The 11,325-nt window shown below is 60.8% G+C and carries 11 protein-coding genes; 3 read left to right on the top strand and 8 right to left on the bottom strand.

Going from position 1 to position 11,325, the window contains the following annotated elements; translation table 11 throughout:
* Positions 1 to 66: 66 nt before the first annotated feature.
* Together AC15MQ_RS13880 and AC15MQ_RS13875 are read right to left on the bottom strand one after the other, a co-directional pair.
* Positions 67 to 336, bottom strand: a complete 270-nt coding sequence (locus AC15MQ_RS13880) for an HP0495 family protein (RefSeq protein ID WP_483080417.1) — start codon at positions 334 to 336, stop codon at positions 67 to 69.
* 53 nt (positions 337 to 389) lie between these two features.
* Positions 390 to 1,523: a D-alanyl-D-alanine carboxypeptidase family protein gene (locus tag AC15MQ_RS13875; RefSeq protein ID WP_287669862.1), complete on the bottom strand. Its 1,134-nt coding sequence runs from the start codon at positions 1,521 to 1,523 to the stop codon at positions 390 to 392.
* A 294-nt stretch (positions 1,524 to 1,817) separates the two neighbouring features.
* Here AC15MQ_RS13875 and AC15MQ_RS13870 point away from each other — a divergent pair, with 294 nt between their 5' ends.
* Complete coding sequence (locus AC15MQ_RS13870) at positions 1,818 to 2,648, top strand: GAF domain-containing protein (RefSeq protein WP_332336603.1); 831 nt, start codon at positions 1,818 to 1,820, stop codon at positions 2,646 to 2,648.
* Here the strand turns inward: AC15MQ_RS13870 and AC15MQ_RS13865 are convergent, their stop codons facing one another.
* From AC15MQ_RS13865 to AC15MQ_RS13840, 6 genes are all read right to left on the bottom strand, one after another.
* Entirely contained in the window at positions 2,649 to 3,551 is a 903-nt protein-coding gene (locus AC15MQ_RS13865) for a septal ring lytic transglycosylase RlpA family protein (protein WP_287669865.1), read from the bottom strand.
* A 176-nt stretch (positions 3,552 to 3,727) separates the two neighbouring features.
* On the bottom strand, positions 3,728 to 4,834 hold the full coding sequence (rodA, locus tag AC15MQ_RS13860) for a rod shape-determining protein RodA (RefSeq protein ID WP_287669867.1): 1,107 nt from the start codon (positions 4,832 to 4,834) through the stop codon (positions 3,728 to 3,730).
* Positions 4,835 to 4,837: 3 nt separating this feature from the next.
* Positions 4,838 to 6,733, bottom strand: coding sequence for a penicillin-binding protein 2 (mrdA, locus tag AC15MQ_RS13855; protein ID WP_483080416.1), 1,896 nt, complete (start codon positions 6,731 to 6,733; stop codon positions 4,838 to 4,840).
* 95 nt (positions 6,734 to 6,828) lie between these two features.
* Positions 6,829 to 7,350 carry a rod shape-determining protein MreD gene (gene mreD / locus AC15MQ_RS13850; RefSeq protein WP_287669870.1) on the bottom strand — a complete coding sequence of 174 codons (522 nt, stop codon included), beginning with the start codon at positions 7,348 to 7,350 and terminating at the stop codon, positions 6,829 to 6,831.
* Positions 7,351 to 7,353: 3 nt separating this feature from the next.
* Entirely contained in the window at positions 7,354 to 8,286 is a 933-nt protein-coding gene (gene mreC, locus AC15MQ_RS13845) for a rod shape-determining protein MreC (protein WP_483080415.1), read from the bottom strand.
* A gap of 48 nt (positions 8,287 to 8,334) precedes the next feature.
* Complete coding sequence (locus tag AC15MQ_RS13840; RefSeq protein WP_287652699.1) at positions 8,335 to 9,378, bottom strand: rod shape-determining protein; 1,044 nt, start codon at positions 9,376 to 9,378, stop codon at positions 8,335 to 8,337.
* A 102-nt stretch (positions 9,379 to 9,480) separates the two neighbouring features.
* Here AC15MQ_RS13840 and gatC point away from each other — a divergent pair, with 102 nt between their 5' ends.
* Positions 9,481 to 9,777: an Asp-tRNA(Asn)/Glu-tRNA(Gln) amidotransferase subunit GatC gene (gatC, locus tag AC15MQ_RS13835; RefSeq protein ID WP_287652697.1), complete on the top strand. Its 297-nt coding sequence runs from the start codon at positions 9,481 to 9,483 to the stop codon at positions 9,775 to 9,777.
* Positions 9,774 to 11,246 carry an Asp-tRNA(Asn)/Glu-tRNA(Gln) amidotransferase subunit GatA gene (gene gatA / locus AC15MQ_RS13830; RefSeq protein ID WP_483080414.1) on the top strand — a complete coding sequence of 491 codons (1,473 nt, stop codon included), beginning with the start codon at positions 9,774 to 9,776 and terminating at the stop codon, positions 11,244 to 11,246. Before gatC ends, gatA begins: the two co-directional genes overlap by 4 nt.
* Positions 11,247 to 11,325: the final 79 nt, after the last annotated feature.

Below are 11,325 nucleotides of genomic sequence, written 5' to 3'. Positions count from 1 at the left end.
CGGAAAGCAGAACACTCGCACAGTCCGGGCTATCCCTGTCACCGGCAGGCCCTTGCTCAGCCCACTTCACAATACGAACTTGACGAGTGGGTGGCTGCTGAGTTCCCGGTAGAGCGCGTCCAGTTGCGCTCTGCTGGTGGCATTGATGGTACACGTAAGGCTCAGGTACTTGCCTGCCGACGAGGAACGGATGACCATCGTCGCCGCATTGAAGTCTGGTGCGTGCCGGCGCACCACATCGATTACCGTCCTGGACAAGGTGTCGGCAGCCAGTCCCATGACCTTGATCGGGAATGCACAAGGGAATTCAAACAGGCTATCGCTCTCTTCTGCCATCGCCACCACCGTTGTTTGCCTCCCGATAGTCAATCAGCCAAGCCTGCATCTGCCTAGTTGAACCACAAGCGGACAGTATCGACCATCCGGCCAACAATCCCTGCCGCCGGCACCGCTTCCAGTGCCAGCACCGGGTATTCGCCGTACGGCTTGTCATCGATGCTCACTTTCAGGGTGGCAAGCACCTGCCCCAGCGTCACCGGAGCGATCAACGGCTGCTGCGAGACGAGTTCCGTTCGTATCTTCGGGCCAAAACCCTTGGGCACGGCAATCACGAGTGCGTTCGAAAACCCGATCTTGACCGCGCTTTCCTTGCCCTTCCAGACCTTGAGGCTGGACACTGCCTCGTTCTTCGCATAGAGCTGCACCGCGTCGTAGAACTGAAAACCATAGTTGAGCAGTTTGAGCGATTCCTGAGCGCGTGCATTGTCCGATGCCGCGCCGAGTACCACCGACAGCAGGCGGCGCGAACCGCGCTTCGCCGACGACACCAGGCAGTAACCTGCCGCCTCGGTGTGACCAGTCTTCAGACCATCGACGGTTGGATCGATGTACAACAAGCGGTTGCGATTCGGCTGGGTAATGTTGTTATACCGGAATTCCTTCATCGAGTAGTATTTGGCATACTCCTCGGGAAAATCACGAATCAGGGCGCCAGCCAGTATCGCAAGGTCTCTCGCCGTCGTGTAGTGCTGCGGGTCGGGCAAGCCGCTGGCATTGCGGAAGCTCGATCCCTGCATGCCCAACCGCTGCGCCTCCCGATTCATCATCTGCGCGAAGTTTTCCTCGTCTCCGGCAATGGCTTCGGCCAGCGCGACGCAGGCGTCATTGCCTGACTGGACAATCATGCCTTTCAGCAGATCCTCGACCTTGACCTGCGTACCGACCTGGATGAACATCCGCGAGCCGCCGGTCTTCCATGCCTTCTGGGAGACCGGCACGGTCTGATCCAGTTTGATCGTACCCTGCCGGATTGCCGCGAAGCTCAGATAGGCGGTCATCAACTTGGTCAGGGAGGCCGGTTCAAGGCGTTGTTCGGGCGCCTGGGCCGCCAGATCCTGGCCCGAAGCGGCTTCGACCAGCAACCATGACTTGGCGGCCAGTGTGGGTGGGGTGGGCAGTTGTTGGGCGACGGACAGAACCGGCAGGCAGAGCAGAACAAGTAGCAGGGATCGAAGCTTGAGCATGGCAGAATTTTGCGCAAAGGGTGAATTATAGCAAGCCACCTGTGCCCGGCCTGTGGGCGTTTTGTGACCACCCGGCACCGGGAATCGACCGCTTCGTGACTTACCACACAGCCCAGCGGAGAGCCGAACACGTACCATAGGGCAACTTTTTGGCACCCCGGCCCACCTGCCAGTGGGCAAAGCGTCCTTCCCATGTTGCCACCGTTTCGACCCTTATCGAGTTCGCTTGACCTGCAGAGCGCATTTGCGCAACTGTCAAGGCGTGGATTCGCCAGCAACCGCCTGGACGAGAGCTTGCGTCAGATCACCGCCACAACGAGTCAGATCCTCAACATTGAGCGCGTCAGTCTGTGGGGGTTGTCCGCCGGGCGGAAAAATCTGGAGTGCATCGACCTCTACGAGTTGTCGCGCAACCGACATAGCCGCGGCGCTACGCTACAAGCGGCACGCTATCCGGAGTACTTCCGGGCCCTCGAAACGGGCGAGCCGATTGTCGCCGACGATGCAATGAAACATCCATCCACGCAGGAATTCACCAACGATCACCTGCTGATGAATGGTATCAGCGCGCTCATCAATTCGCCGATTCATGCCGATGGCGAATTGCAGGGAGTGCTCTGCATCGAGCGGGTCGGGCCCCACTCGCCCTGGACTTCCGTACAGCGGCTGTTCTCGCATGCTGTCGCCAATCTGGTCAGCGTCGCCCTGCTACAGCACCAGTTGCTTTCGAAGGAAGCCGAACTGCGCGACGCGAACAGCCTGCGACGCGCCTTGTTCGATGGTGCGCGTGATGCCATCCTGATCTCCGACGCCAGAACGGGGCATATCCTCGATGCCAATCCCCAGGCAGAAAGACTCTTCGGACGACGCCTGGAAGAACTTCTCGGCATCCTGCAAAGCGAGTTGTATGCCAGCCGCGACGCACTCGAAGTGCGTGACCTCTGCAAATCGCTGGCCAGGACCGAGGGTAGCGAGGCCGTCTGTAAAGAGGTACTCGCTTGTGACGGCAAGCTGATCCCCGTCGAGATCACCGGCCAGGTGATCCATCTCGAAAAAGGCAAGAAGATTGTCCAGGGCGTGTTTCGCCCGCTTGACGACGAGGTGTCGGAGTCGACCAACGCCTGATCAACGCGCCACAAAGGTTGGCTTGTAGCCCAAGGCCAGGCGAATCCTCTCGGCGACCCTTTCGGCATCGGCACGGCTGGCATAGGGCCCCAGGTGGACTCGGTGCATGCCGCCACCGGCATTGATCTGGACGCCCTCGCTCAGCCAGTCGAGTTCCCGAAGCAGATGTGAGCGCAAACTCTCGGCGTTTTCAGCGCTGGCAAAAGCGCCAAGTTGCAGGAACACGCTGCGCATGCTCGCCGAAGAGGCGCTGGCGGCAGCCGATGAAAGTGCCGGCGACGGCCCGCCCGTGGCCATCGATGAAACGGGTGGCTTGTCGAGGCTCAACTTTGCCGCCAGCAGCTCAATCTCGTCGCGCTCGACCGAACCGCCGACAGGTCGCTGCGGACGCGCCACGGGCATTACTTGCGCGTAGGTCATCGTCGTTGCACCCTCCGGCAGGATCGACTCGACGTTGACCAGGGTACTGCCGTTGTCCACATAGCCGAGCCGGTAAGCGGCCAGGTAAGAAAGGTCGATAACACGATCAGCGTGGAAGGGACCGCGATCGGTGACGCGAACGACCACCGACTTTCCGTTGCTGACGTTGGTCACCCGGACGTAGGAGGGAATCGCCAGGGTCGGGTGGGCGGCGGTCATCGCGAACATGTCGTAGGGCTCGCCGATCGACGTCTTCTGACCATGAAACTTCTTGCCATACCAACTCGCAATGCCGCGCTCCTGGTGCGGCCTGAGGCTGGCATGCGGCTCATAGGCCTTGCCGAGAACGACGTATGGTCGGTTGGCAAAGCGATGCAGTGGCTCGAGTCGCGGTTGCGCGTCGGGAACGTCGTCGAGATTGTCCGGGATCTCGTCGCCCGGGCCATCGTCCTTGTAGTATGCCCCGCCCCGCTTCTGCACCACATTCGACTTCCGTGGCGCTTTCGCGGCCGCTCTTGCCGGCTCCAGCGAAGATCCCGCCGTCTCGGGGGGCCGCGTCTGTTGCCCTCCGCAGGCCGCGAGGAATGATAGTGACAGCACCAATGGCCACCAAGCAACTGGATTGGGCGACCGACCGACCAGCCCCGGCTTCCGAGTCTTCATTTCCTGACCAGCATGCGGTGGGTCTGGATGCTCATCAGGATGCCGATCCCGATCGACAGCGTCACCAGCGCCGTCCCGCCGTAGCTCATGAACGGCAACGGCACCCCGACTACCGGCAGAATCCCGCTGACCATGCCCATGTTGACGAAGACGTAGGTAAATAGACTCAGGGTCACCGACCCGGCCATGATCCGCGCGAAGAGCGTGGACGCATTGGCGGCGATCATCAGCCCGCGTGCGATCAACAGCAGGTAGAGCAACACCAGGATGGTGTTGCCCAGCAGCCCGCGCTCTTCGGAAAACACGGCAAAGATGAAGTCGGTGTGGCGTTCCGGAATGAATTCGAGGTGCGTCTGCGTGCCCTCCAGCCAGCCCTTGCCAAAGCTGCCACCAGATCCGATGGCGATGGTCGACTGGATAATGTGATAGCCCGCCCCAAGCGGATCGCTGCTGGGATCGATCAAGGTCAGGATGCGCTTGCGCTGATAATCATGCAGCATGGTCCACGCAAAGGGCGCCGCCGCCGCAGCTGCAGCACCCAATCCAGCAATCACCTGCCATGGTAGGCCGGCAAAAAATATGACGTAAAAGCCGGCGGCACCGACGAGAATGGCCGTTCCGAGATCAGGTTGCTTGGCGATCAGCACGAAAGGCACGAGCAACAGCAGACAGGCGACAGCATAGTGGCGGAATCTGAGCATCGCTTCGTGTTTGTGGAAGTACCAGGCCAGCATCAGCGGCACGGCAATTTTCAGCACCTCGGACGGCTGAATACGCGTAAACCCCAGCGACAACCACCGCCGAGCCCCGTTGACCTTGACCCCGAAGAGAAAGACAAGGACCAGCAGAATCACGCCGAGAATGTAGAGCGGAACACCGAAGCGCATCAATTTCTGCGGCGGGAACTGTGCCACCACCCACATCGCACAGAGCCCGACCGCCATGTTCAGGCTCTGCGCCAGCGCGCGGTTGTTGGCGTCGTAGGTGGCACTGTAAACAGTGGACAGGCCGATGGCCATGATCAAACCGGTGACCAGCAGTAGAGGCCCATCGACATGTTCGACCAGACGCACCCATGCGCGCTGCAGGAACTGCTGCAACATCCGCTAATCACCCTCCACTTCGTCTTCATGAGCAGCCCCTTTGGGCAGCTTGCCGAGCAGATAATAGTCGAAAACCATGCGCGCGATCGGTGCCGCCGACTGGGCACCAAAGCCACCGTTTTCGACTAGCACGGCGAGCGCGATCCTGGGCTGATCGGCCGGGGCAAAGGCGATGAACAGCGCATGATCGCGCAGTTCCTTCTTCACGCTGGACGACCGGTACTCCGCCCCTTTCAGGCTGAAGACCTGTGCCGTACCGGTCTTGCCGGCCGAGACGTAGCCGGCACCTGCGAAAGCGCGCGCGCCCGTACCCTGAGTGTTGACGCCGATCATCGCATTCTTGATCGTCTCGACATTCTGCCGCTTCCACGGCAGAATGCGCAGCGGCTCGGGCTCGATCATGGTCTGCTCGCCGGTACGGCTGTCGGTGATATATTTTACGAGGTGGGGACGGAACATCACGCCATTGTTGGCCACGGCGGCCGTCGCCTGCGCCAGCTGGATCGGCGTATAGGCATTGTAGCCCTGGCCGATGCCAATCGAGATGGTTTCTCCGGCAAACCATTTTTGCTGCTCCGGCCGCCTGAACCGACGTTTCTTCCACTCCGGCGACGGCAATACCCCTTCCGACTCACCGTCGATATCCACACCGGTTCGCTGGCCGAAACCCAATTGCCCCATGAAGCGGGCGATGCTGTCGATACCCATGTCATTGGCAAGCATATAGTAGTAGGTGTCACAGGAGTGCACGATCGACTTGTACATGTCGACGCTGCCGTGGCCACCCTTCTTGTCATCGCGGAACTGGTGGCCGCCGAAGTTGAAGAAACCCGGATCGGAAATCGCCTGGCCGGGCGTGCGCTTACCGGTTTCGAGGGCGGCCAGAGCCATGAACGGCTTGAACGTCGAACCCGGCGGATAAGCGCCGTTGAGCGCCCGGTTGAGCAACGGCTTGTCCGGCGAATTGTTGAGCAGATCCCAGTCGTCGGTGCGGATGCCGTCGATGAACAGGTTGGGGTCGAAAGTCGGGGTGGAGACCAGCGCCAGGATCCCGCCAGTAGATGGTTCGATAGCCACGAGCGCGCCGCGACGATCGCCGAAGGCCTTTTCGGCCATCTCCTGCAACCTGGTGTCGAGGGTCAGGGTCAGGTTATTGCCCTGTACCGGAGCAGTCCGCGAGAGGTTGCGGATCGCTCTGCCGCCGGCGTCGATCTCGACCTGCTCATAGCCCGTCTCACCATGCAACTGGAATTCGTACCGCTGCTCCAGCCCGGTCTTGCCGATATGGTCGGTACCCTTGTAGTTGGCTGTCGCCTCGCTTTCCTCGATCACCTCCAGGTCGCGCTTGTTGATGCGACTGATGTAGCCGATGGCATGCGAAGCGATCGGACCCAGCGGATACTGACGAAACAGGCGCGCCTTGACCTCGACACCGGGAAAACGGTAGCGGTTGGCAGCAAATCTGGCGACTTCTTCCTCGCTCAGTCGACTGCGAATCGGCAGGCTCTCGAAGGTCTTGCTCTCCTCCAGCAACCTGCGAAAACGCTTGCGGTCCTTGGGCAGGACCTCGATCACCGTGCCCAGACCCTCGATCGTTGCATCGAGATCGTCGACCTTCGACGGCGTGATTTCCAGCGTGAATGCCGAATAATTGCGGGCCAGGACCGTGCCTTGGCGATCGACGATGACGCCTCGGTTGGGGACGATCGGCACCAGGGAGATACGATTATCTTCGGCGCGGGTCGTATAGTAGTCGTGCTGAACGACCTGCAAATGCACGAAGCGAGCAATCAACAGAACAAAGGCCGCGGTGACCGCAAAACCGGCCAGGGCCACACGAAAGCGAAAGCGGTGCAGTTCGCGATCGGGTGCGTTCAGCGGCGACTGACGAGCAAGCACGGCAAACCTCTCAGGCGCGGCGTTTAGCCGACACCGTGTTGCGCGCGTTTCGGACAACGCGCCGATCGCCGCGCGTAACGGCCTCGCCGTAGCGTTCAGAGCGGCCGATTGGCATCACGGTCGACCGGTTGATGTTGCGGCAACAAGAGAACGAATGTCAGCAGCGGCCAAAGCAGCGTCCCGAAACATGGCCCGATGAAATACCCCATGCCCGGCGAGTCGGCGCCAACCAGCATGCGCACGCTGAACTGCACCACCTGCACCAGCAGCAGCAGCGGAAAGACCTGCAAGGCCTGTTGCCCCAGAGGAAACCAGAGGATACGGCGCGACAGCGATGACCCGCCATAGGCCGCCAAGACGTACGCCAGCGCGTGTTGTCCGAGCAAGCTCGCATCGGCAACGTCCATCGCCAGTCCGAAAAGAAAAGCCAGGCCCATGCCGACCCGGCGGGGTTCGCGAACGCTCCAGAAAACGACCAGCAAGGCCAGCCAGTCGGGCACCCCGGGCCAGACCGACGTCGGCAGCAGGTTGAGGAGCAGCGCCAGCAGCAAACTGAAACCGATGAACCATGGACGAACCGGCAACAGAATGCGCGATGAAGAGTAACTGGTCTGCATCGTTCAATCCCTCTTCAGGCGTTTCTTCTTGGCCGACCCCGACCTCACCGCAGGCTTGGCCTCCCGACCCGCGGCCTCCTTCGCCAATTGCTCCGGCAAGGCAATCGCCGGACGTGGGTCGAGAATCATCACCTCGCTGAAATTCTCGACGCCTGCCAGCGGCGCGCAGAAGATTCTGGCAAAGGAGTACGAGGTATCACGCTCGATGTGCACCACCTTGGCCACCGGAAAGCCCGGCAGGAAGATCCCGTCGAGACCCGAGGTCACCAGCAAATCACCATTCTGTACGTCGGCGTTGGCCGGTAGAAATCGCAGTTCAAGCTGTCCGTTGCCGAGACCGAAGACCACCGAACGCAAACCGGTCCTCACGATCTGCACCGGCACCGCCTGCTCCTTGTCGGTAATCAGCGTGATTTCGGCAACGAACGGGAACACCCTGGTCACCTGACCGACGATTCCTGCGTCGTCAATGACCGGTTGACCGGCAACCACCTTGTCCTGTTGCCCTTTGTCGACGACGATTCGGCGTGAATAGGGATCCCGCGCCGAATAGAGGATTTGCGCAAGCTGTCCGCCAGCCTGTTGCCGTTCCTTGACGCCGAGGAGCTTGCGCAGGCGCTCATTCTCGGCCTCGAGTTGCTGCGTACGCAGCAGCGTGGTGACGTTTTCCAGGCGTGCTCTTTTCAATTGCGCGTTTTCATCCTGCAAACGCGCAACGCTGACGAAATAATTGCCGGCGTTATCGAGGAACTGTGCCGGAAGGTGCGCAAGTTGCTGCACCGGGTGGGTAAACATCGACAGCGCCTGACGCAGCACCTCCAGTGTCTGCAGACGTGCATCCACGACCAGGAGCGCAACCGAAAGCGCCACATAGAACGAAAGCAGCGCAACGGGTGCCGGCCCGCGTTTGAAAAACGGTGGCGGCTGGTGGTCCATCAATCAAGCCTGACAGTGGGCGACGCGCGGCAACCACACCGCAGCGCCTCAATCGGAAGCGAATATGCTCCCGAGATTATCCATCTTCTCGAGCGCCATGCCACAGCCGCGGGCGACGCAGGTCAAGGGCTCCTCGGCAACGATCACCGGCAAACCGGTTTCCTCCATCAGCAGGCGATCGAGATCCCGCAGCAGCGCGCCCCCACCGGTCAGCACCATACCTTTGTCGGCAATGTCGGCACCGAGTTCGGGTGGGGTCTTTTCGAGCGCCGACTTGACTGCCGAAACGACGCTGTTGAGCGGTTCGGTGAGCGCTTCCAGGATTTCATTAGACGAAATGGTGAACTTGCGGGGAATGCCTTCCGCCTTGTTGATCCCCGAAACCTCCATTTCGCGCACTTCGGCGCCTGGGAAAGCCGAACCAATGCGCTTCTTGATGTTCTCGGCGGTGTTCTCCCCGATCAGCATGCCGTAATTGCGGCTGATGTAGTTCATGATCGCCTCGTCGAGCTTGTCACCACCGACGCGAACCGAACCGGCATAGACCATGCCCCCGAGCGAAATGACGCCGACTTCAGTCGTTCCGCCGCCAATATCGACAACCATCGAACCGGTCGGTTCCGATACCGGCAGTCCGGCGCCAATCGCCGCCGCCATCGGCTCCTCGATCAGAAACACCTGGCTCGCTCCGGCACCGATTGCCGACTCGCGAATCGCCCGGCGTTCAACCTGTGTCGAACCCGAAGGCACACAGATGATGATCCGCGGCGACGGAGACAGGAGTCTCGAATCGTGCACTTTCTTGATGAACTGCTTGAGCATCTGCTCGGTCACGGTGAAGTCGGCGATCACGCCGTCTTTCATCGGGCGAATGACGGTGATGGCCCCCGGTGCCTTGCCGAGCATCTCCTTGGCCGACTTGCCAACCGCCTGGATCGTCTTCTTGGAGTTCGGCCCACCTTCGGTACGGATGGCCACCACCGACGGCTCATCGAGAACGATTCCCTTCGAGCGCACATAGATCAGCGTGTTGGCGGTGCCTAGGTCGATCGCGAGATCGTTGGAGAAATAACTGCGCAGAAAACTGAACATGCTTGCGAAATCCGTGATGGCCCGCAGCGAGTGCTGCGGTTGGAAAAACTTTTATGATACCTTATATGGCTCCCCGTTTAACACCTTAGTGATTTCGTAACCATGTCGCTTACCCTAGAACAGGTCCACCGCGTCGCTCACCTCGCCCGGATAGAAATCAGCGACGCCGAGGCGCGCAGCACTCTCGGCCACCTGAACGAGATTTTTACCCTGATCGAAGAGATGCAGGCGGTTGATACGCAAGGCGTCGAGCCTATGGCACACGCCCAGGATGTGGCTCAGCGCCTGCGTCCGGACCGTATCAGCGAAACCAATCCAGTCGAACAACGCGCAGCTTTCCAGGCCATCGCTCCGGAAACCGAGGCGGGTCTCTACCTCGTGCCAAAGGTCATCGAATGATTGAGCACAGCCTCCAGGCAATCGCACGTGCCTTGGCCAACAGGGAGATTTCGAGCGTCGAACTGACACAACACTACCTCGACCGCATCGACCGCCACAACCCCCGGCTCAATGCCTACCTGAGCGTGGACGCAGCCAGCAGCCTTGCGCAGGCAAGCGCGGCCGACGCACAATTGGCAAAAGGCGAAGGTGGTCCGCTGACCGGCATCCCGATCGCACACAAGGATATCTTCTGCGCCAAGGGTTGGCTCACCACCTGCGGTTCGAGAATGCTCAGCAATTTCGTCAGCCCCTACGATGCGGCAGTAATCAGCCGCTTCAAGGCCGCCGGAGCAGTCATGCTGGGCAAGACCAACATGGACGAATTCGCCATGGGTTCGTCGAACGAAACCTCGTTCTACGGGCCGGTGAACAACCCCTGGGATACCAGCCGTGTCCCCGGCGGCTCTTCCGGCGGCTCCGCTGCCGCAGTCGCCGCACGCCTGACACCGGCTGCAACCGGCACCGACACCGGCGGATCGATTCGTCAGCCAGCGGCCCTGTGCAACCTGACCGGGTTGAAACCCACCTACGGCGTCGTCTCGCGCTACGGTATGATCGCCTTCGCGTCTTCACTCGACCAGGCCGGTCCGCTGGGGCGATCGGCGGCTGACTGCGCCACCCTGCTCAATGTCATGGCCGGCTTTGACGAACGCGACTCGACCAGTCTCGACCGCACACCCGAAGACTACAGCCGCGAGCTCGCTGTGACGACCAACGCAAAGCCTCTGGCCGGATTGCGAATCGGCCTGCCGGAACAGTTTTTTGGCGAAGGCTGCAGCCCCGAAGTCATGCAACTCGTCGAATCGGCAATCACCGAGTACCGGAAACTCGGCGCCGAGACAGTTACCATCAGCCTGCCCAGCATGACCCTTTCGGTAGCCGCGTATTACGTGATCGCACCGGCAGAAGCCAGTTCGAACCTCGCCCGCTTCGATGGCGTACGCTACGGCTATCGCGCTCCGGAGTATCAGGACCTCAACGAACTTTATTGCCGGAGCCGTGCGCAGGGCTTCGGTGCCGAGGTCAAGCGCCGCATCCTGATCGGCACCTATGTGCTGTCCCACGGCTATTACGACGCTTATTATCTGCAGGCGCAACGCATCCGCCGCCTGATCGCCAACGACTTTACCAGCGCCTTCCAGCAATGCGACGTCATCGTCGGACCGACCAGTCCGAGCACCGCCTTCAAGCTCGGCGAGAAGGCCTCCGATCCGGTGCAGATGTACCTTTCTGACATCTACACGATTGCCGTTAACCTCGCTGGCCTGCCGGGAATTTCGATCCCCTGCGGCTTTGCCGGCGGGCTGCCGGCCGGTCTGCAATTGATCGGCGATTATTTCACCGAGGCCAGATTGCTCAATGTCGCCCACCGCTACCAGCAGTCCAACCCCTGGCATCTCCAGCGCCCAACGGGCTTTGATGACTGATATGCGGCGTCGTCGGGGAATGTTCATGCAGCCGGCCGGCATGGCTCCGATGGGCACCGGCCAGTAGCTCGCCGACACC

It is taken from the genome of Candidatus Accumulibacter propinquus, from assembly GCF_056856495.1.
Note: the sequence above shows the minus strand (reverse complement) of the source record. Positions and strands in the feature narration are given on the sequence as shown.

Bases quoted from the DNA above. Each gene is read 5' to 3' on its own strand.
- AC15MQ_RS13880 (WP_483080417.1), bottom strand. From the start codon at position 336: ATGGCAGAAGAGAGCGATAGCCTGTTTGAATTCCCTTGTGCATTCCCG.
- AC15MQ_RS13875 (WP_287669862.1), bottom strand. From the start codon at position 1,523: ATGCTCAAGCTTCGATCCCTGCTACTTGTTCTGCTCTGCCTGCCGGTT.
- rodA (WP_287669867.1), bottom strand. From the start codon at position 4,834: ATGTTGCAGCAGTTCCTGCAGCGCGCATGGGTGCGTCTGGTCGAACAT.
- mreD (WP_287669870.1), bottom strand. From the start codon at position 7,350: ATGCAGACCAGTTACTCTTCATCGCGCATTCTGTTGCCGGTTCGTCCA.
- mreC (WP_483080415.1), bottom strand. From the start codon at position 8,286: ATGGACCACCAGCCGCCACCGTTTTTCAAACGCGGGCCGGCACCCGTT.
- AC15MQ_RS13840 (WP_287652699.1), bottom strand. From the start codon at position 9,378: ATGTTCAGTTTTCTGCGCAGTTATTTCTCCAACGATCTCGCGATCGAC.
- gatC (WP_287652697.1), top strand. From the start codon at position 9,481: ATGTCGCTTACCCTAGAACAGGTCCACCGCGTCGCTCACCTCGCCCGG.
- gatA (WP_483080414.1), top strand. From the start codon at position 9,774: ATGATTGAGCACAGCCTCCAGGCAATCGCACGTGCCTTGGCCAACAGG.